This is a genomic window from Gordonia rhizosphera NBRC 16068 (assembly GCF_000298195.1).
Taxonomy (GTDB): Bacteria; Actinomycetota; Actinomycetes; order Mycobacteriales; family Mycobacteriaceae; genus Gordonia; species Gordonia rhizosphera.
Genome location: NZ_BAHC01000197.1, coordinates 46,005 through 72,329, shown reverse-complemented (window position 1 = coordinate 72,329; position 26,325 = coordinate 46,005). Strand labels below are relative to the sequence as shown.

At 68.0% G+C, this 26,325-nt stretch carries 22 protein-coding genes and 1 tRNA gene; 9 read left to right on the top strand and 14 right to left on the bottom strand.

From position 1 onward, the window contains the following. Nucleotides 1-86: 86 nt before the first annotated feature. Nucleotides 87-2,189, bottom strand: coding sequence for an oxidoreductase (locus tag GORHZ_RS23915; protein ID WP_006337675.1), 2,103 nt, complete (start codon nucleotides 2,187-2,189; stop codon nucleotides 87-89). 247 nt (nucleotides 2,190-2,436) lie between these two features. On the opposite strand from GORHZ_RS23915, the gene GORHZ_RS23910 reads away from it, so the two are divergent. Beyond that, nucleotides 2,437-3,039, top strand: coding sequence for a TetR/AcrR family transcriptional regulator (locus GORHZ_RS23910; protein WP_006337674.1), 603 nt, complete (start codon nucleotides 2,437-2,439; stop codon nucleotides 3,037-3,039). A gap of 3 nt (nucleotides 3,040-3,042) precedes the next feature. On the opposite strand, the gene GORHZ_RS23905 is transcribed toward GORHZ_RS23910, so the two are convergent. From GORHZ_RS23905 to GORHZ_RS23885, 5 genes are read right to left on the bottom strand one after another with little or no spacing between them, the layout of a single operon-like run. Further along, on the bottom strand, nucleotides 3,043-4,446 hold the full coding sequence (locus tag GORHZ_RS23905) for an aspartate ammonia-lyase (protein WP_006337671.1): 1,404 nt from the start codon (nucleotides 4,444-4,446) through the stop codon (nucleotides 3,043-3,045). Nucleotides 4,447-4,451: 5 nt separating this feature from the next. Continuing rightward, on the bottom strand, nucleotides 4,452-5,612 hold the full coding sequence (locus tag GORHZ_RS23900; RefSeq protein WP_006337669.1) for a M20 family metallopeptidase: 1,161 nt from the start codon (nucleotides 5,610-5,612) through the stop codon (nucleotides 4,452-4,454). Further along, nucleotides 5,609-6,283 carry a DUF1028 domain-containing protein gene (locus tag GORHZ_RS23895; RefSeq protein ID WP_006337667.1) on the bottom strand — a complete coding sequence of 225 codons (675 nt, stop codon included), beginning with the start codon at nucleotides 6,281-6,283 and terminating at the stop codon, nucleotides 5,609-5,611. The genes GORHZ_RS23900 and GORHZ_RS23895 overlap by 4 nt, the downstream gene beginning before the upstream one ends. Continuing rightward, complete coding sequence (locus GORHZ_RS23890; protein ID WP_040533228.1) at nucleotides 6,280-6,732, bottom strand: RidA family protein; 453 nt, start codon at nucleotides 6,730-6,732, stop codon at nucleotides 6,280-6,282. The genes GORHZ_RS23895 and GORHZ_RS23890 overlap by 4 nt, the downstream gene beginning before the upstream one ends. A gap of 41 nt (nucleotides 6,733-6,773) precedes the next feature. Further along, complete coding sequence (locus GORHZ_RS23885) at nucleotides 6,774-8,087, bottom strand: flavin-containing monooxygenase (RefSeq protein WP_006337650.1); 1,314 nt, start codon at nucleotides 8,085-8,087, stop codon at nucleotides 6,774-6,776. Between the two features lie 301 nt (nucleotides 8,088-8,388). Here GORHZ_RS23885 and GORHZ_RS23880 point away from each other — a divergent pair, with 301 nt between their 5' ends. The 8 genes from GORHZ_RS23880 to GORHZ_RS23845 are packed head-to-tail and all read left to right on the top strand — an operon-like array spanning nucleotide 8,389 to nucleotide 17,228. Beyond that, on the top strand, nucleotides 8,389-9,609 hold the full coding sequence (locus GORHZ_RS23880; protein WP_006337648.1) for an XdhC family protein: 1,221 nt from the start codon (nucleotides 8,389-8,391) through the stop codon (nucleotides 9,607-9,609). A 10-nt stretch (nucleotides 9,610-9,619) separates the two neighbouring features. Then, entirely contained in the window at nucleotides 9,620-10,507 is an 888-nt protein-coding gene (locus GORHZ_RS23875; RefSeq protein WP_006337646.1) for an FAD binding domain-containing protein, read from the top strand. Nucleotides 10,508-10,541: 34 nt separating this feature from the next. Then, nucleotides 10,542-11,072, top strand: a complete 531-nt coding sequence (locus GORHZ_RS23870) for a (2Fe-2S)-binding protein (RefSeq protein WP_006337627.1) — start codon at nucleotides 10,542-10,544, stop codon at nucleotides 11,070-11,072. Continuing rightward, nucleotides 11,069-13,468 carry an aerobic carbon-monoxide dehydrogenase large subunit gene (locus GORHZ_RS23865; RefSeq protein WP_006337626.1) on the top strand — a complete coding sequence of 800 codons (2,400 nt, stop codon included), beginning with the start codon at nucleotides 11,069-11,071 and terminating at the stop codon, nucleotides 13,466-13,468. The genes GORHZ_RS23870 and GORHZ_RS23865 overlap by 4 nt, the downstream gene beginning before the upstream one ends. 53 nt (nucleotides 13,469-13,521) lie before the next feature. Further along, a complete protein-coding gene (locus GORHZ_RS23860) occupies nucleotides 13,522-14,499 on the top strand; it encodes an XdhC family protein (protein ID WP_006337623.1) in 978 nt (325 codons plus the stop codon). Continuing rightward, nucleotides 14,496-15,110: a nucleotidyltransferase family protein gene (locus tag GORHZ_RS23855; protein ID WP_006337621.1), complete on the top strand. Its 615-nt coding sequence runs from the start codon at nucleotides 14,496-14,498 to the stop codon at nucleotides 15,108-15,110. Before GORHZ_RS23860 ends, GORHZ_RS23855 begins: the two co-directional genes overlap by 4 nt. Next, nucleotides 15,107-15,991 carry an AAA family ATPase gene (locus GORHZ_RS23850; RefSeq protein WP_006337619.1) on the top strand — a complete coding sequence of 295 codons (885 nt, stop codon included), beginning with the start codon at nucleotides 15,107-15,109 and terminating at the stop codon, nucleotides 15,989-15,991. Before GORHZ_RS23855 ends, GORHZ_RS23850 begins: the two co-directional genes overlap by 4 nt. A 49-nt stretch (nucleotides 15,992-16,040) precedes the next feature. Then, a complete protein-coding gene (locus GORHZ_RS23845; RefSeq protein WP_245551502.1) occupies nucleotides 16,041-17,228 on the top strand; it encodes a vWA domain-containing protein in 1,188 nt (395 codons plus the stop codon). Between the two features lie 46 nt (nucleotides 17,229-17,274). Here the strand turns inward: GORHZ_RS23845 and GORHZ_RS23840 are convergent, their stop codons facing one another. The 8 genes from GORHZ_RS23840 to GORHZ_RS23805 form a co-directional block, all read right to left on the bottom strand. After that, nucleotides 17,275-18,243, bottom strand: coding sequence for a LysR family transcriptional regulator (locus GORHZ_RS23840; RefSeq protein ID WP_006337617.1), 969 nt, complete (start codon nucleotides 18,241-18,243; stop codon nucleotides 17,275-17,277). Nucleotides 18,244-18,282: 39 nt separating this feature from the next. Further along, nucleotides 18,283-18,891, bottom strand: a complete 609-nt coding sequence (locus GORHZ_RS23835) for a TetR/AcrR family transcriptional regulator (protein WP_006337616.1) — start codon at nucleotides 18,889-18,891, stop codon at nucleotides 18,283-18,285. 50 nt (nucleotides 18,892-18,941) lie between these two features. After that, nucleotides 18,942-20,753 (bottom strand): hydroxysqualene dehydroxylase, encoded by a 1,812-nt coding sequence (locus GORHZ_RS23830; RefSeq protein WP_051999051.1) that lies wholly within the window; start codon nucleotides 20,751-20,753, stop codon nucleotides 18,942-18,944. A gap of 110 nt (nucleotides 20,754-20,863) precedes the next feature. Beyond that, nucleotides 20,864-22,393 (bottom strand): PH domain-containing protein, encoded by a 1,530-nt coding sequence (locus GORHZ_RS23825; RefSeq protein WP_006337611.1) that lies wholly within the window; start codon nucleotides 22,391-22,393, stop codon nucleotides 20,864-20,866. Beyond that, nucleotides 22,380-22,880, bottom strand: coding sequence for a PH domain-containing protein (locus tag GORHZ_RS23820; RefSeq protein ID WP_040533259.1), 501 nt, complete (start codon nucleotides 22,878-22,880; stop codon nucleotides 22,380-22,382). The genes GORHZ_RS23825 and GORHZ_RS23820 overlap by 14 nt, the downstream gene beginning before the upstream one ends. Before the next feature lie 196 nt (nucleotides 22,881-23,076). Then, a complete protein-coding gene (gene selB / locus GORHZ_RS23815; protein WP_006337609.1) occupies nucleotides 23,077-24,867 on the bottom strand; it encodes a selenocysteine-specific translation elongation factor in 1,791 nt (596 codons plus the stop codon). Nucleotide 24,868: 1 nt separating this feature from the next. Then, nucleotides 24,869-26,185, bottom strand: coding sequence for an L-seryl-tRNA(Sec) selenium transferase (gene selA, locus GORHZ_RS23810; protein ID WP_006337608.1), 1,317 nt, complete (start codon nucleotides 26,183-26,185; stop codon nucleotides 24,869-24,871). A gap of 26 nt (nucleotides 26,186-26,211) precedes the next feature. Then, nucleotides 26,212-26,306: transfer RNA gene (locus tag GORHZ_RS23805), tRNA-Sec, on the bottom strand. Between the last annotated feature and the right edge of the window lie 19 nt (nucleotides 26,307-26,325).

Genomic DNA, 26,325 nt, shown 5'->3' with positions numbered 1-26,325 from the left:
AGCGGGGCGCCGACCAAGTGACACGAAGGGTTTCGTGACACTCGGCCGGCGGTGGCGGGACGCGTGACGGTGTTCGCCGGTGGCGTCTACACCGATGCGACGGGCGCGCGGAACACCGGCTCGATCGACAGCTGCGTGACCTCGCGTCGGAACGGCACCGGGGCATCGTCGGGTGGCGTGTCGAGATCCTCGGCGAATCGGTGACCCGACCAGACGGCCGCCGCGATCGTCGACGGCGCCCACGCATCGCCGATACCCTTGACCGTGCTGATGCCCGCCGCGCTCCACTCGTCTTCGCGCGCATGCAGTGCGATGTAGAGCTCGTCATGCGGCAGTCGTGCGGTCACCAGGACCACGGAGTCGGTGTCGAGCTGTCCGGCCCGGCCGGTGAATCGGCATGCGGTGTCGACGCCGTCGGCACCGATCGCGGTCACCGCGGTGTCCGTGCGAACCTCGACGCCGGCCTCGATGATCCGGGCCCGGATGCGATGGGCCTCCATGGTGTTGGTCGTCCACTGCGACACCTGCGGTACCGGGGTCACTAGGGTGACCGTGTAACCTTCCTTGGCCAGCAGCTCGGCGATCACGGCACCGAGGTAGTAGTGGTCATCGTCGAACAGGACAACCCGATTTCCCTTGGGGCGCAGGCCCGCCATGATGTCGTCGGGGGTCAGGACGTCGGCGGCGGAGTCAACCGGTATCGGATGGGTGTGCCAGCGGCCGACGCCGTCGTTCCGCCACGACGATCCGGTGGCGATGACGACATGGTCGAAACCGAACTCGAGGATGTCGTCGGCGCTCATCGGTGACTCGCGGTACACCTCGACGTTGTCGAGCCGGTCGAGCTGCTGCAGGCGGTAGTCGATCACCCGGATCCAGGCGGACAACCCGGGCAGCTTGGCTTCCCGCGCCACGCGGCCGCCGAGCACGCGGCTCGCCTCGGTCAGCGTGACCGGGTAGCCGCGATTGCCCAGTGCACGAGCGGCTTCCAGTCCTGCGGGGCCGGCTCCGACGACGAGCACCGAGGAGTCGGAGGCCTTGGGCGCGATGCGTTCGGGGTGCCAGCCGCGGCGGAATTCCTCACCCATGGTCGGGTTTTGGGTACAGCGGATGGGGGACATGGTGAAGTCACCCGACACGCACATGTTGCAGCCGATGCACTCGCGGATGTCCTCGAGGTCGCCGCGTTCGATCTTGTTGGGCAGGAACGGGTCCGCGATCGACGGTCGGGCGGCGCCGATCAGGTCCAGGATACCGCTGCGCACATGCCGCACCATGGTGTCGGGGGAGGTGAATCGGCCGACACCGACGACGGGCTTGGTGGTGAGCTGCTTGAGCCCGGTGACGTATGGCTCCTGTTCGGCCTCCGGCCCGAACCGGGAGGTGACCGAGTCGTCCTCCCAGCTCCCGAGCACCAGATCCCAGAGGTCGGGGTGTTCGCCGATGAGGCCGAAGACATCCTCCATCTCGGCGCGGGTGATGCCGTCGTCGCCGAGGAGTTCGTCGACCGAGATCCGGCAGGCGACCGCGGCCTTGCCGTCGGCGATCTCGCGGGTGTCCTCCAGGATCTCGCGGATCAGGCGGACGCGATTCTCCAGACTGCCGCCGTACTCGTCGGTGCGGTTGTTGTAGCGCCGCGACAGGAAGTGGTGCAGCCCACCGATCGCATGGCCGGCGTAGACGTAGACGATGTCGTAGCCGGCCTTCAGTGAACGGTGGACCGAATCGGCGTGCCACTTGCGGAGGTCGACGATGTCGGCCTTGGTCATCGCGCGGGCCTGGACCGGGTCCAGGTTCCATGACACGACCGGGAGGTGTTGCGGCCCCAGCGGGGTCTCGCGGCTGATCAGGTTCGGGCTGTTGAGGCCGTTGTGGGCCAACTCGATTCCGGCGAGTGCGCCGCCTTCGTGGATCTGGTCGGCGATGCGGGCGATGGCCGGCATGTCCTGGTCGTCCCAGAGTCGCAGTTCGATGAACGGGCCGATGTCGGAGGTCGGGTGGATCTCGACCTGCTCGGTGCAGACGACGGCCCATCCGCCCTCGGCCTTGACCCGCCGCATGGCGGCCTCACCCGATGGATCGCGGTATCCCATGCCGTTGCAGTGGGGCACCTGGAAGAAGCGGTTGCGGGCCGTGACCGGTCCGATTTGGACTGGTTCGAAGAGGATGTCGTATCGAGGGTCACGCATGGATGTCTCCGTCAAGGGCTGTTGGTTTTGTGGGCTGCAGGTCCGCGCTGATCGGGCGGTGTGAGATGCTCGGTCTCATTCTTTGTGTTCAATCTCAAAGAATGATTCGACGATAACCTGCGCCGATACGGTCACGCCAGCCTGTCGCCCATATCTCGCCCTGCGATAATTCGAACCTGTCCATCGGTTCGACCGAAGCAATGTCCCGTTTGCTTCGGCGAGCCGGGAGAGGGCAGGATGCCCAACCATGGCCCGCCCTCGACGGCAGGACGCCCGTCGTGCCGAGATCATCAACGCCGCCGCCCTCGCCATTGCCGAGCGCGGTCTCGTCGGGCTGCGCATCAAGGACATCGCGGCGGCGGCGGGGCTCTCGCCGGGATCGGTCGCCTACTACTACCCGGAGCTCGACGATCTGCTCCTCGCCGTCCACGAGGCGGCCGTGACGCGCTTCTATCGCGCGCGTCGCGACGCCATCGCCGACGTCACCGACCCGATGCGGCGGTTGGGAGTCCTCATCGATCTCGGCATCTGCGATCCCGACGATCCGATGAGCCCCGCCCTCTACGAGCTGCATCTGCACAGTGCGCGCGCGGACCGGCACGCGGAGTTGATGACGCAGCTCTTCGAGCGAGAGGCATCGCTCTACCGTGAGGTCATCGATCAGGGCGTTGCCGAGGGTGTGTTCACCGTCGATGGGGATATCGCGCACGTCGCCTCCGCGGCGATCGCCATCGAAGACGGGTTCGGCCTGCATCTGGTGGGCCGGAACCGTCGCGTCGACCCCGCCTGGGTGCGTGCGTCACTTCGGCAGTTCCTGGCCGCCGCCCTGGGGTGTCCGGGGCTGGTGTAGGGCCTACTGCCCGCAGAGGTGCTCGGGGCTCAGGATGTGATCGAGAACCTCGTCGTCCACGAGCGCGGACCGTCGGACCAGTTCGGGGATCGACAGTCCGGTGGCGATGGCCTCGGCGACGAGCGCGGTGGCCGCCTCATAGCCGAGCACCGGGTTGAGCGCGGTCGCCAGGCCGGCCGAGCCGAGGACAGCGTCGCGCATGCGGTCCGGGTTGGCCGTGATCCCGCGGATGCATCGATCGCCCAACACGTCGACCGCCGCGCTCAGGTGGGTGAGCGAGGAGAGCAGGGCGCGAGCGATGATCGGTTCGAAGGCGTTGAGCTGCAGCTGTCCCGCCTCCGCGGCCATGGTGACGGTGAGGTCGTTGCCGATCACCTCGAAGGCGACCTGGTTGACGACCTCGGGGATCACCGGGTTGACCTTGCCCGGCATGATGCTGGAGCCGGCCTGCACGGCGGGCAGATTGATCTCCCCGAGACCCGAGCGGGGTCCGGACGACAACAACCGCAGATCGTTGCAGACCTTCGACAACTTGACCGCGGCCCGCTTGGTGACCCCGGACAGCTGCACGAACGCACCCACATCGGAGGTGGCCTCCACGAGGTTCCCGGCGGTGGACAACGGGAGCCCGGTGATCTCGGCGAGACGATCGCACACGAGCGCCGCATACTCCGGGTGGGCATTGAGCCCGGTTCCGATCGCCGTGCCGCCCAGGTTGATCTCGGTGATCAGCGTCGACGCCTCGTCGATCCGGTCCGCGTCCTCGCCGATGGTGACCGCGAAGGCGCCGAACTCCTGACCGAGCGTCATCGGGACGGCATCCTGCAGTTGGGTCCGGCCGATCTTGAGCATGCCGGAGAACTCGAGAGACTTTGCGCCGCAGTGTGAGACCAGTCGTCGCAGGGCGGCAGCGAGTGAGCGGGATGCGGTGCCCACAGCGATCTTCACCGCGGTCGGGTAGACGTCGTTGGTGCTTTGTCCGAGATTCACGTGTTCGAGCGGATGGACGACGTGGTACGCGCCACGCTCGTGACCGAGGATCTCCAGGGCGCGGTTGGCGATCACCTCGTTGGCGTTCATGTTGGTCGACGTCCCGGCCCCGCCCTGGATCTGGTCGACGACGAACTGGTCGTGCAGCCGCCCGCCACGGATCTCGACGCAGGCCCCGATGATCGCCTCGGCGATCGCGGCGTCGAGAAGTCCGAGTTGGCGGTTGGCTTCTGCTGCCGCCTGTTTCACCGACGCGAGCGCACAGACGAGGTCGGGGTGAGCGGAGATGGGCACCCCGGTGATGGGGAAGTTGTCCCGGGCGCGCGCGGTGTGGACGCCGTAGTAGACGTCGGCCGGCACCTCGCGTTCGCCGAGCAGATCGTGTTCGATGCGGACGGCGGCCTGGGGATCGGGCACGGAACTCACTCCTGGGACAGCAAATGACTGCGGATGGGGGAATCGGTGGCCGCGTCGACGATCGTGCCGGCGAGCGCGAGCGCTCCCTGCGCGATGGCGGTCTCGGCGGCCGGGGTCACGGTCGCGGCGGCAAACTCGGGTTGATGGTTGACCGCCGGCAGCGAGTCGATGCCGATGTACGGATGGATGGCAGGCAACACCTGGGACACGTTGCCCATATCGGTGGACGCCCGCGCCATCGTCGTGTCCGGGCCGGAGCCGAACCGTCTGCCGGCCGCGATCGCCCGCTTCTCATAGCAGGCGAGAAGCCGCTCGTCGGTGCGGAACTCGGCGTAAGGCTTGGATTCCGGAGTCACCGTCAGCGTCGCGCCGGATGCCAGCGCCCCGGCCTCGAAGCATCGCATGACCCGCGGTTCGGTCTCTGCCAGCTCGGCGAGTGTCTCGGCGCGCACATACCAGCGTCCCTCGGTGTGTTCGGGGATGGCGTTTGGTGCCTCGCCCCCGCGGGTCATCATGCCGTGCACCCGGACCGACGAGGGGAGTTGCTGGCGGAGCAGTCCGATCGCGACCTGCGCGATGGTGAACGCATCGGCCGCGTTGGTCCCACGCTCCGGGTAGGCGGCCGCATGTGCCGATTTCCCGTGGTACTCGATATGGCTGTGCGACACCGCGAACGGACGCGCGCGGGCGACGTCGGCCGGTCCGGGGTGGACCATCGCGGCCGCGTGCCGGCCGGCGAATCCATTGCGCTCGAGCAGTTCGATCTTTCCGCCGCCACCCTCTTCGGCCGGGGTCCCGATGACCGACAGGGTCACACCGAGATCGTCGACCAACGGAGCGAGCGCCGTCGCGGCTCCCACGGTGATGGCGGAGATCAGATTGTGCCCGCACGCATGACCGAGCCCGGGCAGGGCATCGTATTCGGCGCACAACGCGATGTGCAGATCTCCGGTGCCGATCCGGGCGGCAAACGCCGTGTCCAGGTCGCAGTACCGCTCGGTGATGTCAAATCCGTTGTCCGCCAACACAGAGGCCACTCGACGCGCGGAACGGACCTCCTCCCAGGCCACCTCGGGATGATCGAAGAGGTCACGCGACAGTGCGACGAGACCCGGGTGCGCGGCGGCCACGCGTGTGGCGAGGACGTCGTCGATGGTGGTGGTCACAGGTCCCCCGGTACGCCGTAGGAAGGTGCGCGGGTGGGATCGACGCCACGCATGCGGTAATCGTTCTTCTGCGGCTGCCAGATCTGCCACAGCGCCGCCAGGTCGGCGAGCGGTTCCTCGGCGAAGTCGACGCGCAGATCGGTCACCGGCCACAAGACATCGTCGACGACCAGCAGGCCCGCGGAATGCACCGGCCCCGCCTCGCCCCCGGCGTCCAGGGCGGCGTCCAGGCCGTCGAGGAGGCGCTCTTCGAAGGTGTCCGAACCGCTCTCGGCGTAGCCGGACAGCAACGCCGCGATGACGCTCTCGTCGGCGAGCAGATTGCCGGCGGCGACGGCCCCGTCACCCTGCGCATGGGCGTGCACCCCGAGGCTGTGCGCACCCGAGTGGACTGCGGTGTTGCCCTGGGTGTCGACCACGGTCAGCTGCCGATGATCCGGATACTTCTCTTGTGCCAGTGCGGATTTCAGTGCCGTCTCGGCGTTGGCGCCACCGGCCAGAAGGTCCAGGATGGCGGGGCCGAGTGCGGGGTTGGTGATGTTCTGCGAAGCCACCACCCCGACGCCGGCCCGCGGGTGGGCGCAGCGCGCGGCCACCGCCGGGCTCGACGAACAGATCACGATGCCGAACGCGCCGGTCTCGGGGTCGCGCGCGGCCAGTGACAGCGTCATCGGTCGGTGTCCCGCGGCTCGCTGAGCACGGCCGTGGCGTCGATCTCCACCAGCCACTCCGGGCGGGCGAGGGCCTCGACCACCAGTCCCGTCGACACCGGGAAGACACCCTTGAGCCAGCGACCCATCACGCGGTAGACGGTCTCGCGGTACCGGATGTCGGTGAGGTACACGGTGACCTTGACGATGTCGCGCACCGAACTACCGGCCTCGTCGAGGAGCATGGCGATGTTGCTCATCGCCTTCTCGGTCTGGGCCTCGACGTCGCCGATGCCCACCGATTCGCGGGTGTCGAGGTCCTGGCCGATCTGGCCGCGCAGATACACGACACCGCCGGCCACGACTGCCTGGCACAGATCGTTGTCGAGATTCTGCTCGGGGTAGGTGTCGCGCGTGTTGAACGGACGGATGCGGGTGTGGGTCACCTGTGGGGTGTGCGTGCTGGTCATCGGGAATGATCCTTTCGGCGATGGTGGTCGGGTCGCGGGCGTCAGCAAACCGGTTGCGGTTCGGTGATGTCGGCGCGTGGTGTCGCGTCGTCGGTGTCCGAATCGGAGGTGGCCTGATAGGCGGCCAGGTACCCGCGCTGGATCGCGATCTGGTCGGCGAGGAACTTGGCGTCGTGCCACACACCCCAGATGAAGCTCGACCCGCGCCGGGACAGCCACGGCAGACCCAGGAAGTAGACGCCCGGTTCCGACGACACACCGCGCTGGTGCCGGGGACGTCCGTTCTCGTCGAAAGCATCCACCTGCAGCCAGCCGTAATCGTGGGCGAAGCCGGTCGCCCACAGGATCGAGCTGATCCCCGCGGCGGCCAGGTCGAGTTGCAGGATCGGGTTCGTCACGCAGTCGGGGTCGGGGCCGAGGGCACGGGCTTGCGGCTCCTCGGGGAGATCGATTCCGGTGCGTTCGACGAAGGCGTCCGCCTCGTCGAGCATGGACAAGTAGTTCGCATCACCGGCGTCGATGTTGGCACGCAGATCCGGCGCGAACTGCAGAACGCCGTCCGTATAGGCACCGGCCCGGCCCAGGAGCGTGATGCCGTCGTCCGCCAGCGAACGGAAGTCGACGGTGTGGCCACCGTGCGCACCGCTGACGGCGATGGTCACGTGCTCGGCGCCCTGCGGCGGGGAGGCGAGGTCCCATTTGCCGAGAACACCCAGCCACCAGCAGAAGTCGCGGCCGCGATAGCTACGCGGCGGACGATCGTGCGGCCCGACCGCGAGGTAGACCTCACGCCCGGCCGCTCGAAGCTCGTCGGCGATCTGCACACCCGAGGAGCCGGCGCCGACGATCAGCACAGCACCGTCGGGCAGCTGCTGGGGATTGTGATAGGAGCAGGAGTGGATCTGGTGGATCCCGGCGTGCGCCGGCACGACCGCGGGGATGACCGGCTTCTGGAACGCGCCGGTCGCGGCGACGACGTAACGGGCATCGATGGTGCCCTCGGAGGTCTCGACGGTGAACCCGGGTCGCCCCTCGTTGCGGCGGACCGACGTCACCTCGACACCGGTGCGGATCGGCGCGTCGATCTTCTCCGCATACGTGCACAGATAGTCCGCGACCTGTTCCTTCGTGGCGAAGGCATCGGGGTCTGTGTCGAACTCGAGGCCGGGGAAGCGGTCGTGCCAGGCCGGCCCGTTGGCGACGAGGGAATCCCATCGCCACGAGCGCCATCGTTCGGCGACGCGGTCGCGCTCGACCACGAGGTGTGGCACGCCCTGCGTGCCGAGGTGCTCGCTCATGGCGATGCCGGCCTGGCCGGCACCGACGATGAGAACCTCGATTTTCTGGTCCGCCATCTAAACCTCCGCTGTTCATGGAATTTGGTCGTTGGCAACCATGATTCAGTCGGAATCTACATCTGTACAGCGCATATAATATGGGTTTAGGTTCGGTTGAACCGAAGATTCCGGTCGTCCCCGACCTCCTCGTGTTCTGCGAGGACCCGTCGAGGCAACACGAAACCGTAATTAGGTCTGCCTTACTTCAGTGAATACTGAGGTTTGGGTTGACGTTCTCTCGATCCGGCGCAGACTGGACGATGTCACAACTATGTGATGCGAGACACAGCGGTGTGTCCGCCGATCCGAGGATGTGCAGATGCGAGATGTCCTGCCCACGCTCGTCGAGCATTGGCGCAACGGCGAGACGGTCGGACTGACGACTGTCGTGACGACGTTCGGCTCCGCACCCCGGCAACCGGGTGCCGCGGCGATCCGTTCGGCAGACGGTAGTGTCCTGGGGTCGGTGTCGGGTGGTTGTGTCGAGGGCGCCGTGTACGACCTTGCCGGTGACGTCATGGAGTCCGGTGAACCGCAAGCCGAACGTTATGGAATCGCCGACGATGACGCCTTCGCGGTCGGCCTCACGTGCGGCGGCATCCTCGACGTCTTCTGCGAACCGGTGTCCCAGGAGACATGGCCCGAACTGGGGGACCTCGCCGAGGCCGTCGAGGCCCGCCGGCCGATCGCCGTGGCCACCGTGATCGAGAGTTCACACCCGCACGCACGAGTGGGCAGTCATCTCACCCTCACCCCCGACACCGTCAGCGGCACCCTCGGTGGAGACAACCTCGACCGGGTCGTCGCCCAAGATGCGCGCGGGTTGCTGGACCTGGGGGAGTCGTCAACCCTCCGATACGGTGCCGAGGGGCAGCGCATGGGCGACGACATCACCGTGTTCGTCAACTCCTTCGCGCCGCCGCCGCGCATGATCGTGTTCGGTGCCGTCGACTTCGCGTCTGCGGTCGCCGAGGCCGGTGTGCTGCTCGGCTACCACGTGACGGTCTGCGACGCCCGCAGCGTGTTCGCCACCCGGCCCCGTTTCCCGGCCGCACACGAGGTGGTCGTCGATTGGCCGCACAGATACCTGCGCGCCGAGATGGCTGCCGGGAGAGTCGATTCGCGCACCGCGATCTGCGTGCTCACCCATGACCCGAAGTTCGACGTTCCCGCGCTGCAGGCGGCCTTCGAGACACCGGAGGGTGTCTACATCGGCGCCATGGGCTCGCGGCGAACCCACGAGGACAGACTGCGTCGACTGCGTGAGGAGGGGGTGACCGACACGGACCTGACGCGGCTGCATTCACCCATCGGCCTTGACCTGGGAGCACGGACACCTGCCGAGACCGCGGTGTCGATCGTGGCCGAGATCATCGCCACCCGACGGGGCGGGAGCGGGGCCAACCTGACTGAGCTCACCGATCACATCCACCCCGGTGACGGCCGCAGCCCCATCGGGTCCCAAGAATCTGTCGAATCCAAAGAATCTGTCGAATCCAAAGAATCTGTCGAAACCCAAGAAGCTATCGAAACACAGTAGAGGAGACGCCATGCAGGTTCCGGCACCGTTCGAATACGAACGCGCGACAAGTGTCGAGGACGCCATTCGGCTTCTCGGTCAACTCGGGGACGAGGCGCGGCTGATCGCCGGTGGGCACAGCCTTCTCCCGATGATGAAACTCCGCCTCGCGACTCCCGAATACCTCATCGACATCAACGATCTGCACGACGAACTCGGCTACATCCGTTTCACCGACGACGCCGTCTCGATCGGCGCCATGACCAGACATCGTGAGCTGCTCGACAATGATGCGCTGTTCTCGACCTTTCCAATCTTTCGCGACGCCGAGCAGGTGATCGCCGATCCGGTGGTCCGCAATCGCGGCACACTGGGCGGATCTCTCTGTCAGGCAGACCCTTCCGAGGATCTGTCGAGTGTGTGCAACACGCTGGATGCGAGTTGTGTGATCCGTGGTCCGGGCGGTGAGCGAGTGGTCACGATGGACGAATTCCATCGCGGTCCCTACGAGACGGCCGTCGAGCAGAACGAGATGCTGATCGAGGTGCGGATCCCCATCCGCTCCGGCGGGAGTAGCGCCTACGAGAAAGTGGAACGTCGTGCGGGCGACTGGGCCATCTGTGCCGCGGGAGCGGCGCTGTGGGTGGCGGACGGCACGATCACCGACGCGCGGGTCGGGTTGGCCGCGGTCGGGGCGAACATCACGACCATCCCGGCGATCTCGACCGCGCTGCGCGGACTGGCGCCCGACGAGGACGCCTGGCGCCGGGCCGGCGAGATCGCCGCCGAGGCCTGCAACCCCGCGACAGACGCACGCGGCAGCGCAGAGTACAAGCGGCACCTTGCCGACGAGCTGACCAAACGCGCACTGCGCCGCAGCGCGGATCGACTGGGTGCCGGTGCGGTGACGACGGCGTGAGTTCCTCAGACAGACTGAGACAGAGGAGTATTCGATGCAAGTGACGATGACCGTGAACGGTGAATCGGTGACCCGTGACATCGAGCCGCGGCTACTGCTGGTGCACTTCCTGCGCGACACACTGGGGCTCACCGGAACGCACTGGGGTTGCGACACCAGCAACTGCGGGACATGCGTGGTGCAGCTCGACGGGGAACCGGTGAAATCGTGCACCGTGCTCGCCGCGATGGCCGGTGGCCACGACGTGCGTACCGTCGAGGGGCTCGAGCAGGGCACCACCCTCGATCCCGTGCAACAGGGATTCATGGAATGCCATGGGCTGCAATGCGGATTCTGCACACCCGGCATGCTCATGACCACCCGCGCGCTGCTCGACAAGAACCCGGATCCGAGCGAGGACGAGATCCGCGAGGCGATCAGTGGACAGATCTGCCGATGTACCGGCTACACGACGATCGTGCGTTCGGTGCAGTGGGCGGCGCGCCATTCCGACGGCGCGACCGCGGAGCAGAGCACGACCGAGGACGTCCCCAACGACGACGCGACAGCAGGAGCGGTCCGATGACCATCACCACACCCCCCGAGCCGGCCGCCGCGGATCTGGTCGACAACAACCAGAAGCCCGTCGGCTACGGGCGGATGCTCCGCAAAGAGGACCCACGATTCATCCGTGGGCTGGGTCGATACGTCGACGACGTGCAACTTCCCGGGATGCTGCACATGGCGATCCTGCGCTCGCCCGTCGCACACGCGCGGATCGTCAGCATCGACACCTCCGCGGCCGAGGCGCTTCCCAAGGTGAAGGCGGTGATCACCGGCGAGACTCTGAAGGGCCTCGGACTGGACTGGATGCCGACGCTGTCGAACGATGTGCAGGCGGTGCTGGCGACCGACAAGGTCCGCTTCCAGGGGCAGGAGGTCGCCGCGGTGGTGGCCGAAGACCGTTATGCGGCACGGGATGCACTCGAACTGATCGACGTCGACTACGACATACTCGAACCCGTCTGGGATGTGCGCAAGGCGCTAGATGAGTCGGCGCCGGTGATCCGTGACGACCTCGAAGGCAAAACCGACAACCACGTTTTCGACTGGGAGACCGGCGACAAGGCGGAGACCGAGGCGGTGTTCGCCAAGGCCGATGTGGTGGTGACCCAGGACATGGTGTACCCGCGGGTGCACCCCGCCCCGATGGAGACCTGCGGGGCGGTGGCCGATTTCGACCGGGTCGAGGGCAAACTCACGCTGTGGTCGACGAGCCAGGCGCCGCACGCCCACCGCACCCTGTACGCGATTGTCGCGGGACTCCCGGAGCACAAGATCCGCGTCATCTCACCCGACATCGGGGGCGGGTTCGGCAACAAGGTGCCGATCTATCCCGGATACGTGTGTGCGATCGTCGGGTCGATCGTCACCGGAAAGCCCGTCAAGTGGATGGAGGATCGGACCGAGAACCTGACAAGCACCGGTTTCGCCCGTGACTACGTGATGCGCGGTGAGATCGCCGCCACGAAGGATGGTCGCATCCTCGCCATCCGTACCAATGTGCTCGCCGATCACGGCGCGTTCAACGGCGTCGCCGCCCCGGTGAAGTATCCGGCCGGCTTCTTCGGCGTCTTCACCGGCAGCTATCAGCTCGAGGCCGCCTACTGTTCGATGACGGCGGTGTACACCAACAAGGCCCCCGGTGGGGTCGCCTATGCGTGCTCGTTCCGCATCACCGAGGCCGTCTACCTCGTCGAACGGCTGGTGAACTGCCTCGCGTATGAGCTCAAGATGGACCAGATCGCCCTACGGCGCAAGAACTTCATCCAACCCGATCAATTCCCGTACACCACGAAGACCGGATGGGTCTACGACTCCGGCAACTACGATGCGGCGATGCTCGAGTCGATGCGGATCGCCGACTACGACGCACTGCTCGCCGAGCAGGCCGAGAAACGTGCGCAGGGCGAGCTGATGGGGATCGGCGTCTCGTTCTTCACGGAGGCGGTCGGTGCCGGGCCACGCAAGGACATGGACATCCTCGGCCTCGGCATGGCCGACGGATGCGACGTGCGGATCCATCCCACCGGAAAGGCCGTGGTCCGGCTGTCGGTGCAGTCGCAAGGTCAGGGCCACGAGACGACGTACGCGCAGATCGTCGCCGAGGAGCTCGGGATACCGCCCGACGACATCGATGTCGTCCACGGCGACACCGACAACACGCCCTTCGGTCTGGGCACCTACGGAAGCCGCTCCACGCCGGTGTCCGGGGCGGCCGCCGCGGTGGCGGCCCGCCGGATTCGTGACAAGGCGAAGCTCATCGCGTCGGGCATGTTGGAGGTGTCGGTCGCGGATCTGGAATGGGAGAAGGGAAGTTTCCAGGTCAAGGGCGATCCCGGCAAGTCGGTGACGATCTCGGAGATCGCGATGAAGGCGCACGGTGCGGGCGATCTGCCACCCGGCGTCGAGGGCGGACTGGACGCATCCGTGGTCTACAACCCGGCCAATCTCACCTATCCGTTCGGTGCCTACATCTGTGTCGTCGACATCGATCCCGAGACGGCCGTGGTCAAGGTGCGGCGATTCGTCGCGGTCGATGACTGCGGGACCCGGATCAACCCGATGATCGTCGAGGGACAGGTGCACGGCGGACTCACCGACGGCATCGGCATGGCGTTGATGGAGATCATCGAGTTCGACGAATCCGGCAACTGTCTCAACGGGTCCTTCATGGACTACCTGATCCCGACCGCGCTCGAGGTCCCGCATTGGGAGACCGGGTCGACCGTCACACCGTCGCCGCATCATCCGATCGGCGCCAAGGGCGTGGGGGAGTCGGCCACGGTGGGTTCGCCACCGGCGGTGGTGAACGCCGTGGTGAATGCGTTGGAACCCTTCGGCGTTCGGCACGCTGACATGCCGTTGACACCGTCGCGGGTGTGGGAGGCGATGCAGGGCCGGGCGCGGCCCCCGATCTGAACGCAGTCGCAGCCGGGCGCACGCATCGTGACGGAGACCGAGAGGAGCAGGTCATGCCACCGGAGGGTCGGGAATCACTGACCGAACTCGCCGCGGAACTCAGCCGAGCACGCATCGCGTACGCCCGGGCGACGGTGGTGCGCGCGCAACCGCCGACGTCCGCGCACGCAGGAGATCAGGCATTGGTGACCGCGGACGGGCAGATGCACGGCTTCGTCGGTGGCCAATGTGCAGCCGAGTCGGTGCGACTCGCCGCGGTGGACGCGATCGATTCAGGCGAGGGGGTGCTGTTGCGCATCCTGCCCGACGACGCCGACACCTTCCCGGAGACACCGGGCGCCCGGGTCGCGGTGAACCCGTGCCTGTCCGGCGGTGCCCTGGAGGTGTTCATCGAACCAGTGCGCTCCGCGCAGGTCATCCACGTCGTGGGGGAGACGCCCATCGCGCAGGCCGTTGTCGACCAGGCCCAGCTGCTGGGGTTCGAAGTGACACAGGAGGACTCGTCATCGTCGGATGAGTCGGGTGCCGGGGTGGACGGGGCAGTGGCGTCGATCGTGTCGATGCACGGGGGTGACGAAGCGCGACAGATCCGCGCGGCTCTGGACCGCGACGTGCCATTCGTCGGACTGGTGGCGAGTCACACACGCGGCGCCGCGCTGCTCGACGCGATGGAACTGAGCGAGTCGCAACGCGACCGGGTCCACACTCCGGTCGGACTCGACATCGGCGCCGTGACGCCGGCCGAGATCGCGCTGTCGGTGCTGGCCCAAGTGGTGTCCGCCATTCGCCGCGACGGCATGAGGGCACCGCGGGCGGAGGCGGCGCGGGACACCGGTCGCGACGAACACCCGTATACCGCGATGACCCCGGACATCCTTCGGGAGGTCGATCCGGTCTGTGGCATGACCGTCATCGTCACCGACGACACGCCCCACCACCACGACGGATCGGGTTCGCACTGGTTCTGCTGCACCGGGTGCCGCGACACCTTCATCGCGCGCGCGAGTGGTGGCCTGCAGGCAGCCCGATGACGGCTCCGGTGTGCGCCGTCGTTCTGGCGGCCGGTGGGTCACGTCGGCTCGGGAGACCCAAACAACTCCTTCCGTACGCGGGTACCACCCTGCTCGGCGCCACCCTCGACAATGTGCGTCGCCAGGGGTTCGACCAGATCATCGTCACCCTCGGTGCCGCGGCCGACGACGTGGCGGCGCACGTGGATCTGCACGGCCTCACTGTGGTGATCAACGACGATTACGGATCCGGCTGTTCGTCGTCGATCAGTGCGGCGATCGACCACGTCGACGCGGCCGCCGACGGGGCGGTGCTGTTGCTCGGCGATCAGCCCGGTGTCCAGGCCACGGCGGTGCACGCACTGGTGGCGGCCGCATCCGGGGCGCCGATCGGTGCATGCCGCTACCGCGACGGACTCGGTCACCCGTTCTGGTTGGGACGCGAGATCTTTCCGCAATTGGCCACTCTGCACGGTGACAAGGCGGTGTGGAAACTGATCGACGCGGCGGGACCCGGATTGGTCACGGTCGACGTCGACGGCGACATCCCCATCGACGTCGATACCGAAGACGACTACCGGCGACTCCTCGCACAGACGGATTACGCGCACGTGACGGGACGGGCCCGATGACTGCGTCGAACAGTCTGTTCGAATCGCCGCAGGATGTCGTCGAACGGCTCGATGAGGTCGACTACCTGGCCGATGAGGGTCTGGCCACCGCGCTGTATCTGGCGACGTCGCTGGGGATGCCGCTGCTGCTGGAAGGTGAACCGGGGGTGGGCAAGACGTCTGCGGCGATCTCGCTGGCCACGGCGTTGGGTACCGATCTGATCCGGCTCCAGTGCTATGAGGGGCTGTCCGCGCACGATGCCCTCTACGAATGGAACTATCAGCGTCAGCTGCTGGCGATCAGGTTGTCCGAGGCACGCGAGGAGTCGATATCCGACGCCGACCTGTATGCGCCGGAGTATCTGTCCGAGCGGCCGCTGCTGGCCGCGATCCGATATCGGGGTGCGCGCCCTCCCGTCCTGCTCATCGATGAGATCGACCGTGCCGATGACGAATTCGAGGCACTGCTGTTCGAATTCCTCGGGGAGGGCGCGGTTTCGATCCCCGAGCTGGGCACCATCCGGGCGGAGCGCCGCCCGGTGGTGGTGCTCACCTCCAACCGCAGCCGGGAACTGCACGACGCGTTGCGACGGCGCTGCCTGTACCACTGGATCGCCTATCCCGGTGCGGCCCAGGTCGCGGCGGTGCTGCGCCGTACCGTGCACGGTGCCCCCGACAGCCTCATCGCCGACGCCTCCGTCTTCGTCGGCCGTGTTCGCGAACTCGACCTCGACAAGCCACCGGGGATGGCAGAGGCGATCGACTGGGTGTCGGCCCTTATCACTCTGGGCGTCAGCGAGTTGATGCCGGACACGGTGCGCCCCACGCTCGGCACGCTGGTCAAGACACCCGACGACCAGGACACACTGGTCGAGGCACTCGATCGGGGAGCCGTGCTGTGACCGGAGAGGCGCCCGGTGCGCGATGACGAGTGGGCCGATACTCGCCCGGGTGGATCGAGCGGCGTTCGCCGCCGGATTCACCGATCGGCTCCGCTCCGCCGGCGTCCCGGTCGGTCAAGCGGATGCCGCGGTCTTCGGCCGCGCCCTCGGAGGCCTGCCTCGCGACGTACTGTCCAATCGCCGGGGACTCTATTGGGTCGCGCGGATCACGTTGGTGCGCAAGAAATCTGACATCGATACCTTCGACGCGGTGTTTGCGGCCGTCTTCGACGACGCGGTGTTCTCGCTCGATCCGGTCGCCATGCGTGGGTCATCGTCGGCCCCGCCCGGAGATCAGGCGCTCCCGGTTCCCGGGTCGGGTGACGAAGGCGACGACGATACCGAGGGCCTGCCCTGGGCGACGCTGCCGCGGATGGCGGTCCGCGAGGACTCCACCGACGACGCCGACGGTTCGCCCGTGTGGATACCGCAACCGAGCGCCATAGAAGCCATCGCGCGGATTCCCTTTGACCAGTTGGACTCCCGGCAGCTGCAACGTATCGAGGACTGGCTTGACGAGGCGATCGAGGTGTGGCCCAGGAGACGAAGCCGCCGGGAGCGCGTGGTCTCCGGGGGACGGCGGATCGACCTGCGTCACACATTGGTGCGTGCCCGGCACACGGGATGGGAGATCGCCGACGTGGCATACCGCGGCCCGATGTGGCGACAGCGACGCATCGTGATGATCTGCGATGTATCCCAGTCCATGCAGGCGTATACGAGCGTCTATCTGCACGTCATGCGCGCCCTGTCGCGGCGCGGACGCGGCGAGACCTTCGCATTCGCCACGCGGCTCACCCGGATGACGCCCATCCTGGCCCGCTCGTCCATCGACGACGCGGTCGACTCGGCGAGCGAGAAGGTGGTGGATCGGTTCGGCGGTACCCGTATCGCGGCGAGTCTGGACGAGTTGTTGCGGTCGCGCCATGCGCAGACACTGCGGGGAGCGATCTGTGTGATCGCCTCCGACGGCTGGGATTCCGACGATCCAAGCGAGATGGACCGGGTGATGGCGCGGATCGCTCGACGCGCGTTCACCGTGATCTGGCTCAATCCTCGGGCGGGGGTCCCCGGCTATCTGCCGCTGGTGGGCGGGATGGCCGCGGCACTCCCGTACTGCGATCGGCTACTACCGGCCGCCACCGTCGACGACCTCGCGAGCATGATCACCGCCATCACCGAAGCCCGCCGCCGATGACGGCACCGCGGCATCGCCTCAACAGCAACATCAATGCCAGGCAATATCAATGCCACAGCGTGACGTAGACGGCCGGACGGAAGTTCTTCACCGGCACACCGGATCCGCGCAACATCGCCTGCATTGCTTTCGGTGAACCGACGAACCTCATGAGTTCACTGGCCGTGCGGGTGGGGTCGTGCGCGAGGGTCATCGCACTCCAGGTGTTGCGTCGATTCACGTCCGTACCGGATACCCGGGCCAAGCGGCCGGTGTGCAGGTCGGCGCGCACCGCGAACGTCGGCGCGAGGGTCAGTCCGGTGCCGCGCTGGGTCTCCTCCCACGCGGCGGCATCACTCTGGAAGATTCGCTGGCAGTCGTCAGGTATGCCGAGCCGAACGAGCATCTCGGGTATGGCGTCGTGGCCTGCTGCGGCCGACGGGCCGAGATTCCACGTTGCGTGGGCGAGCTCCTCCGGGCTGGCCCGACGCTGTGTGAAGGGATGCGTGGGCGCGGCCATCACCTCGATGTCGTAGGTGAGGAACTCCTTGGTCGTGAGCGTGTGGCCGTTCTCGGTCACCTCCGCGTCGAGCGGGGTCGGACCGATCGCGACGTCCACGGCGCGGGAGGCGAGCAGGGTCGCGAACTGGTCCGGTGAGTGCACGCTCAGCTCGACCTCGAGATCCTTCGCACGTTTGGTGAACAGATCGATCAGCCCGCTCGCCGCATGCTCGGCGAACAGGCTCGACGAGGCGAGCCGGATGGTCCGTCGCCCACCGGCGGCGGCCCCGACCTCACTGACCGTCTGATCCTGCAGCCCGAGAATCTCCACCGCACGCGCCGCAAGTCGCAGCCCGCCCGGCGTGAACGCGAGACCGGAGCGTGTCCGGCTGAAGAGTTGGTCACCGAGACTCTTGCGGAGCGCTGCCACGTGCATCGACACCGCCTGCTCGGTGAGGCCGAGCTCTGCGGCGGCTTGCTTCACCGACCCCGCCCGCACGATCGCGACGAATGCGCGCAGCTGGGCAGGGGTCATGGCTTCATGCTATGGCGCTCGGCGTTCCGCCACGGCAGCTCACAGCAGGTAGCTCCGCGTCATTGCCTTCCACAGATCGAGGTGTGGATCGGTCGTCGGATCGCGCCGATCGATCAGGTAGGTCACCGCGACCCCACGCATACTCGACAGCAGCAACGGATACAGATCGGCATACCGCGGACGCGACGTCAGCTCCTCGCCGAGGAATCCTGCGACGGCCTGCCGCACGGTCGGTCCGAGCCGACGTTCTGTGGGCAGCAATGCGCTGCGCAGCTGCTCGTTGGTCCGCGCGGCGATCCACAGTTCCATCGACGCGACGAAGTAGGGCTGATGGAACGTGGACCACCCGATCTCGATCGCGGGACCGATGCGGGCGGCGGGGTTTTTCGGCCACTCCACCTGCGCGGGCATCTCCTGGATGCGAGTACGCGCCAGATGGTCGACGGCCGCCATCAGCAGTTTGTCCCGCGACGGGAAGTGATGCAGCAGCCGTCCGCGGCTCACCCCTGCCTCGGCCTGGATGGCCAGCGTGCTGGTGTGTGCGTAGCCTCGGTTGACGAGCACGCGGATGGCGGCATCGAGGATGCGGGTCCGGGTGGCATCGCCGCGCTGCTGCTGACCAGGCCGCGCTGCCGGTGACGGATGCATCGTCGAATCGTAGGCCAGCGGGCGTCCACGGCGCCCACCTGCGGCCGCCGCTACACGTCCAGAATGTGTGGCAGACCGGCCCGGTAGCGATCCCGATCGATCTGCTTGAGGGGGTCGAACAGCGGAAGCTCCCACAACGGATGCACCACGGCCGGTGGGGCCGGACTGTCGGCGGCGTCGAGGATCGCGTTGGCCACCCGGCGCCCGGACTCGTTGGCGCCCTCCATCGTCGCGAGGTCGATGTTGGTGCGTACGTGGTCGCCGCCGACGAAGAAGTTGGGGATCTTCGTATAGGCCGTCGGGCGGTCGGCGTAGGAGTTCGCGGTGTTGACCATGAGCGGGGTGGCATTGGCGATCGTCGGTGACCAGGTGACCCCCGGGTCGAGCGACCAGGTGACGATGTCCTCCGACCGCAGCAGGCGTTCGCCGCCACCGTTCATGGCCCGGCTCATCTGCGCCCAGACCTCACGGGCGATCTCGCGTCGGGTGCACTGTTTGGCGTTCTTGCCGTAGAGGATTCCGGGGGTGTCCCAGTCGGAGATGTCGATCGACAGGCAATCGTGAACGCGGCCGTCCCCGTAGGTGGCGGCGAAGTCGACATTCCACGGCTGTGCCTGGAACAGGCCGGTCAGTGCCCACGGTGTGCCCATCGCCGCGATATGTCCGGGCGGCAGGGTCGACCGCCGCGACATGAAGTACTGGATCCCGACCATCCAGTCGTCCTGCAGCCGACGGATACGGGCCAGCGAAGGGTCGGCGTGCACGAGCGCCGGGGTCAGCAACGGTTTGAGCCGGTCCATCGGGATGGCGGAGACATACCAGTCCGCGGTCACCGTGCGACCTGACATCAGCCGAGCACCGGCGATCCGGCCCTGCGCCACCGAAAACTCCGCAACCCCCTCACCGAGCACGAATCGCACCCCGCGGCGTCGCAGATAGGCCACCCACGGGTCGATCCAGGCGTGGTTGGTGGGGGCGTTGAGGATCTTGTCGATCCCGCCGAGGACCAGCCCGGCGTCGTACTGTCCGATGAGACCGGTGGCCGAGGTCGCCAGGGCCAGTCCGATCTGACCGATGGTCCGCGCCGAGGCGGTGTGCGACTTCGCCGCGACCAGTGCCCGGGTCAGGGCGCCCGCGAGATAGCGCTCGTAGGCCGCCGACTTCCCTTTCGCCTTGACGAACTCCATCCACGACTGCTTTTCCCACTGGCCCAGACGGCGCTCCGTGCAGCTCGTGGCGATGATGAGTTCGCGGTTGACGAAATAGGCCAGCTCGGTCGGCGGGATGTCGATCACGAACTTCAGCCCGGTGGTCAACGCGTTGCGGACGTTGTCCAGGGTGGTGAGGGCCGGCAGGTGCTGCACGGCACCGATCACCGATGCGGGTGCCGCGAGCGGGGCGTAACCGGACTGGCCGAAGGCGACGATCGCGCTTTCCACGCTGATCAGGTGACGGTCCTTGACGTTGCCGCCGCCGGGCAGCGGGATGCGTTCCATCGTCTCGGGAACATGCTGATAACAGCCGGGGAAGAAACGGAACCCGTGCTCGCCGGGCAACGCCTTGCGGCCGCCCCGGGCGGTGCCGGGCACGTCGTGGCTGCGGGCCTTCCCACCGAGGTAGGTGGGTTCGTAGACGGTGACCCGGAACCCGCGTTCGATGAGTTCCTGCGCGGCGGCCAGCCCCGACATCCCGCCGCCGAAGACCGCCACCTCCCGTCCCCGCGCGGCGCCGGGACGCGGGACCGCGTTGGCCGAGGGCACGCGCACATTCGGCAGGGCGACGGCGGTGCCGGCGAGCACGGCCGCCGCAGCCGCTCCCGTCAGCACAGATCGTCGGCAGACTTCAGCGTCGTTGCTGGTCATGGGGACCCCCTCGGAATCAGTCAGTACTGACTGTTACTGAGGTCTACCACCTCCATGTGGGCGCGTGGGACTGATTTGACAAATCGTCTCACAAAAGTTGGTCGATTGTCTCAGTTGCGCTCGACGAAGGGACCGACCAGGTCGGGGGAGACGGTGCACATGAGGCCGGTCGCGTCTTCGGGCGTGAGATCGACCGCGGCGTAGGCCTCGTCACCGGCCGCGGTGGCCAGGGTCAGGGTCTCGACACCGCGTCGGCGCTGGAAGAACGAGGCCGACGTCGCCCACCCGACGACGCCGTCGCGGTCGACGACGTAGCGGTGCCGAGCGACACGCGGCGGAGCGATGACCACCGCCCGGTCGGTGACCCGGACGCCGAGATTGCGATAACGGACGACACCGAGCACGACCGCACCGACGATCACCGCTGCCCCGAGGATCAGCCACGGCCAGGTCAGCGGACCCGCCACTGCGGCGACCAGTGCGACCGCGAGGACCGCCCCCGACCAGAGCGCGCGAGTGAGCCGCCGGGTCAGGGCGCCGTGGCCGTGACGACGCAATCCGACGGTGAGTTCGTCGCCCTCGTGTGTGACGAGTTGACCCACCCCGATCACCTCCGCCGCGGGTGCGGGTGGCATCAGCAGCGGTTTCTTACTCGAACCGGTGGCGATCGCATTGAGCCGGGCGCCCCGGACGGGACGCATCAGGATCGGCTCGTGCAGGTGTACGCCACGGACCCGGTGCGCGTCGAGACTGGTCGCGATGGTGGTGAGCAGGCCACGCCGCAAGTGCAGCCGATCGTCGTCGGGGGTGCGGGTGAGAGTGAATCCCCAGAACGCGAGCAGGTAGGCGGCCACCGACACCAGCGCGCCGGCCGCGACGACCACGACGATGCCCGCGCTCACGACGATCGGCACCCCGATGTCGAGGATGCGGTCGGCGGCATGCTCTGCGGCGGTGGCGCCCCGTTCGAACAGTCCGGCCTCGTAGCCGGCCTGGAAACCCAGGCCGACGAGCGCGGCGACGGTCGCCAAACCGGCCAGTGAGAAGGGTGCGAAGCGCAACCAGGCCGGACGGAACCGCGCCAACACGTCCGGCGCGGCAACCGATCCCGGTCGGGCCGCGCCGGAGTCGGTGTCTTCGACGGAGCCCGTGACACCGGGTGACGTCCGTACGGCCGTGGCCATCAGGTGTCTTCGGAGTCTCTCGGCATCGACCGCCGGGATCGAGTTGAGTTCCACGACGGATGATTTGCGGTCACCGCCGGTTCCGATCCGCACCTTCTGCAGTCCCAGGATCCGATGGGGCGGCGAGGCGGTCAGATCGACACTGCGGATGCGGTCACGGCGGGCGGTGGCCGTCGTACGGGTGAGGACTCCGTGGCGCAGCCGGACGTGCTCGGCGGTGACCTGATATCGGGTCGCCAGCCAGGGTACGACGGTGACCAGAGGGAGCGCGACGAGTGTGATGATCAGGGTCAGATCCGGGGCGCCACGGCCGGCGAAGGCGATGGCGAGGAACAGGGGGATGAGCTGTGGCAGCTGCTCGACCGGTTTGACCGCGATCATCCACGGCGACAACCGATGCCATTCGTGCTCGTGGTCGTCGCGCCAGTCGCCGTCGATCCGGTCAGGTCGCGTCATCGGTGTGCGCCTGGGTACGGATGGTGACGTCGGCGGCGGCGGACCGTGCGACCTCGGCGTCGAGCCCGACGATCCGTATGGTGCCCGCCGACGATGCCGTCGTGACGGTGAGCGTCGCGAGATCGAGCAGTTGCTCGATGGGTCCGGCGGTGGTGTCGACGACCTGGATTCGGGCGATGGGGATGACGACCCGCGAGCGGACCCACCAACCGGACTGTGTGTAGATCGCGTCGTCGGTGATCTCCCATCGGTGAAACCGAAAGCGCCACAGCGGAACCACCGCTACGAAGAACGCCGTGAGGACGATGGTGACGAGTGCCGCGGCGACGGCGGGCCAGCGCGCCGGATCGACCAGCGCTCCGAGTGCGACACACGCCGCGAGCACGACGATGCCGGGGATCAACGGCGTCATCCGCCACATCGTGATCGCGCGTCGATCCACCCGGTTCACGGGTTCGCGGAACAACAGTGACGGTGACGGGTCCATTGTCGGCCAGTGTAGGTGCTGTCGACGCGGCCCCTTGGTGGTCCTGTCCGGAAATTCGTCGGGGTCTTCGGCGTTCGATGAACGACTGCCGGCGTTGTCGTCGGTCACGATGACGCTGTCATCGCTCCCTCCTCCGCCTTGCCAGTCGCCCATCGCTCCACCGAAATACCCCGGACGAATTTCCGAACAGCACCACCTAACGCACGACCTCGCGATGACCGGCGTCGAGGCGCCGCGTCCAGCCGCGTGCGTCGAGATGTTCGAGGAGCGGGATTACCACGCGTCGGGTGGTGCCGAGCGCCTGGCGTGCGGTGCTGGTCGTGAACGGCTGTTCGAGGCCGACGAGGGTGCGCATGGCCTGCGCCGGTGCCGACGGCAGCAGGACCACGCCGTCGCGCAGGCGCAGCAGTCGTCGGGTCCGTTCGGCCGCGGCGAGTTCTCGGGGGCCGAGACCCAGCGCGCTGAGATCGTCGGCTTCGGGGGCGTGGAACGGCCGCTGAGCGAGTCGTCGTTCCAGTGCGACGACGGCGTCCTCGGCCGGCCCGAGTCCGTAGTCCCGGACCGGCAAGGTGAGGTGTCCGCCGACGGACTCGAGGCCGGCGTCGGCAGCGACGACGGCAACCAGTGCGTCGTCGGGCAGCCCGAGCAGATCGCGGGCGGCTCCGTGCGACAGGCCGGCGGTGAGGGGGTCGTCGCGGAGGAGATCGGTGACCGCGGACCGCAGCTCCGCAGCCCATGCGGTGCACGAGGATTCGGCCAGCCACCATCGCCCGACGACGCGGACACCGTGCGGTGGGTCCGCAGCCGGAACGTCGAGCAGGCCGAGGTGGCGCAGATGTTCCTCGGGAACCGCACCTCGCCGGTTCACCTCCGCGGCCAGGTCACCCGACGATGTCATCGTGTGCAGTGCGGTCGCACGGCGCGACGCGTCGCCGCGCCGTCGGAACTCCGGCGGTTCGGTGTCGAGCACCAGCCCGCCGGCGATCAGTCGACTGCCGGGGTCACGGAGCACGATGCGGTCGCCGACCGTCAGCGGCAGCGCGCGGTCGAGGGTGAGTCGTGCGTGTTCGTCACCCAGTGGGCGCAGCCGGACGTGCAGCGATGCGGTGCCCAGGTGCGCGACGATGCGTGCCGGGATCTCGTCGAACGACGGCCCGCTGACGCGTCGGAGGTCGATGAGGGTCGTGGTCCGCCAGGTGTCCCGGCTGACCAGGGCCATGCCGCGCCACACGTCGTCGGCGGCGACACCGCGTAGGTTCGCCGCGACCCGGCTCACCGGGCCGGCCGTCGCGATGGCCCGGCCTTCGCTCTGCAGTCCGCGGACGGTGACGGTACGTGCATCCTCGCCGAGCAGGTCGAGGGTGTCGCCGACGGTGATCCGACCCGAGGTCAGGGTTCCGGTGACGACGGTGCCGGCGCCGGTCACGCTGAACGCACGGTCGACCCAGAGGCGGACGCGGCCGCCGTCGGGTGGCGGGGGTGCGGAGCGCAGCACATCGTCGATGGTGGCGCGCAGGGTGTCCAGGCCGGTACCGGTCGTGGCCGACACCGCGACCATCGGTGCGTCGGCCAGGCCGGTGTGCGCGAGTTCGGCGCGGACCGTCGTCGCCACCTCGTCGAGCCGGCCGGCAGCGACCCGGTCGGACTTGGCGAGCACGATCAGTCCGTGGTCGACACCCAGCGCGGTGACGACGTCGCGGTGCTCCGAGGACTGGGCCTGCCACCCGTCGTCGGCCGCGACGACGAACATCACGGTCGGGGCGGGCCCGAGCCCGGCGAGCGTGTTGGGCAGGAAGCGTTCGTGCCCGGGTACGTCGACGAAGGCCACGTCCGCGCCGGAGGGCAGCGTCGTCCAGGCGAACCCGAGGTCGATGGTCAGGCCACGACGACGTTCCTCCGCCCAGCGGTCGGGTTCGATGCCGGTCAGGGCCCGCACCAGGGTGCTCTTGCCGTGGTCCACGTGACCGGCGGTGGCGAGGACGAACATCTCAGTCCCTGGTGCCGATCGAGGTCAGCGCCCGCTGTACGGCATCGGTCAGTCGATCGTCGTCGGCGTCGGGTATGCAGCGCAGATCGAGCAGACACGCGCCGTCGTGGACGCGGGCCAGGACCGCCGGGTCGCCGAGCCGCAACGCCTTCGCCGCCGCCTCGGGTAGCCGCACCGCCAAGCCCGGGAGCGGCACGCCCGGCGCACCGCCCCCGCCGACCCGGCCGTCGTGCGGAACCACCGGCGCTCCGACCGCGGCGGCGAGCCTATCGGTACGTCGGTGAAGGTGTTCGGGGTCGGCATGCAGGAATCGGGTCACCGGCGGGATTGGACCGATCAGTGTGGCCTCCAGCGCCGCCAGCGCGAGCTTGTCGGCGCGGACCGCGCGGGCCAGCGGGTGCCGGGCGAGTCGACCGATCAGTTCGGCGGTGCCGAGCAGCAGTCCGGCCTGCGGGCCGCCGAGCAGTTTGTCGCCGCTCGCGATCACGAGGTCGGCGCCGGCGGCCAGCGCGGTAGCGGCATCCGGTTCGTCGGGGAGTAGTGGATCGGGTGCGAGCAGGCCGCTGCCCAGATCGACGACCAGGGGGACGCGCCGTTCACGGCACAGGTGGTGCAGGTCGGGCAGGGGCACCGCGCTGGTGAATCCCTCGACGCGAAAGTTGCTGGGGTGCACCTTGACCACACAGCCGGTGTCGTCGTCGATGGCGTCGGCGTAGTCGTGCAGGTGGGTGCGGTTGGTGGTGCCGATCTCCCGCAGCCGTGCGCCCGTCGACGCCATCAGGTCGGTGAGCCGGAATCCGGCTCCGATCTCGATCATCTCGCCGCGGCTGATCACGACCTCGCGGTCGCGCGCCAGCGCCGTCGTCGCGAGGACCAGCGCGGCCGCACCGTTGTTCACCACAAGGGCATCCTGCGCGGCCGGGCAGGACCGAAGCAGGGCGTCCCGGGTCGCCGCACCGCGCCGCGACCGTGCCCCGGTAGCGAGGTCGAGTTCCACATCGACGTAACCGGTCGCCGCCGCGACCGCCGCGACGGCCGCCTCCGACAGCGGTGCCCGACCGAGATTCGTGTGGACGATGACGCCGGTCGCGTTCAGCACCGGGTGCAGGCTCGTGCTCGGTGTCGACCCCAGCCGGTCGACGACCGCGCGGGACACCTGCTCCGGTGGCAGTTCACCGCGGCGGGCGCGGTCCTGCAGGTCGCGGATCACCGTACGGATCCGGGTGTCGCCCAAACGTTCCCGGGCGGCGGCGACCTCCGGCAGCGCCATCAGATGATCGGTTCGTGGGATCAGGCGTCGCGGGTCGACGTCGGTCACGTCACCTCCTGCTCTCCTGCGCCGTGTGGCGGAGGCGGACGGGAATCGAACCCGCCAGGCCGAGATACTCGACCTCCTCGGTTTTGAAGACCGGGGGGCCCACCAGGACCCGGACGCCTCCCTGCCGCTCGTGGACGATC

Coding starts and splice junctions, on each gene's coding strand:
- GORHZ_RS23915 (WP_006337675.1), bottom strand. CDS start 2,189: ATGCGTGACCCTCGATACGACATCCTCTTCGAACCAGTCCAAATCGGA.
- GORHZ_RS23910 (WP_006337674.1), top strand. CDS start 2,437: ATGGCCCGCCCTCGACGGCAGGACGCCCGTCGTGCCGAGATCATCAAC.
- GORHZ_RS23895 (WP_006337667.1), bottom strand. CDS start 6,283: ATGACGCTGTCACTGGCCGCGCGCGACCCCGAGACCGGCGCGTTCGGC.
- GORHZ_RS23890 (WP_040533228.1), bottom strand. CDS start 6,732: ATGACCAGCACGCACACCCCACAGGTGACCCACACCCGCATCCGTCCG.
- GORHZ_RS23885 (WP_006337650.1), bottom strand. CDS start 8,087: ATGGCGGACCAGAAAATCGAGGTTCTCATCGTCGGTGCCGGCCAGGCC.
- GORHZ_RS23880 (WP_006337648.1), top strand. CDS start 8,389: ATGCGAGATGTCCTGCCCACGCTCGTCGAGCATTGGCGCAACGGCGAG.
- GORHZ_RS23875 (WP_006337646.1), top strand. CDS start 9,620: ATGCAGGTTCCGGCACCGTTCGAATACGAACGCGCGACAAGTGTCGAG.
- GORHZ_RS23870 (WP_006337627.1), top strand. CDS start 10,542: ATGCAAGTGACGATGACCGTGAACGGTGAATCGGTGACCCGTGACATC.
- GORHZ_RS23865 (WP_006337626.1), top strand. CDS start 11,069: ATGACCATCACCACACCCCCCGAGCCGGCCGCCGCGGATCTGGTCGAC.
- GORHZ_RS23860 (WP_006337623.1), top strand. CDS start 13,522: ATGCCACCGGAGGGTCGGGAATCACTGACCGAACTCGCCGCGGAACTC.
- GORHZ_RS23855 (WP_006337621.1), top strand. CDS start 14,496: ATGACGGCTCCGGTGTGCGCCGTCGTTCTGGCGGCCGGTGGGTCACGT.
- GORHZ_RS23850 (WP_006337619.1), top strand. CDS start 15,107: ATGACTGCGTCGAACAGTCTGTTCGAATCGCCGCAGGATGTCGTCGAA.
- GORHZ_RS23840 (WP_006337617.1), bottom strand. CDS start 18,243: ATGACCCCTGCCCAGCTGCGCGCATTCGTCGCGATCGTGCGGGCGGGG.
- GORHZ_RS23835 (WP_006337616.1), bottom strand. CDS start 18,891: ATGCATCCGTCACCGGCAGCGCGGCCTGGTCAGCAGCAGCGCGGCGAT.
- GORHZ_RS23830 (WP_051999051.1), bottom strand. CDS start 20,753: ATGACCAGCAACGACGCTGAAGTCTGCCGACGATCTGTGCTGACGGGA.
- GORHZ_RS23825 (WP_006337611.1), bottom strand. CDS start 22,393: ATGACGCGACCTGACCGGATCGACGGCGACTGGCGCGACGACCACGAG.
- GORHZ_RS23820 (WP_040533259.1), bottom strand. CDS start 22,880: ATGGACCCGTCACCGTCACTGTTGTTCCGCGAACCCGTGAACCGGGTG.
- selB (WP_006337609.1), bottom strand. CDS start 24,867: ATGTTCGTCCTCGCCACCGCCGGTCACGTGGACCACGGCAAGAGCACC.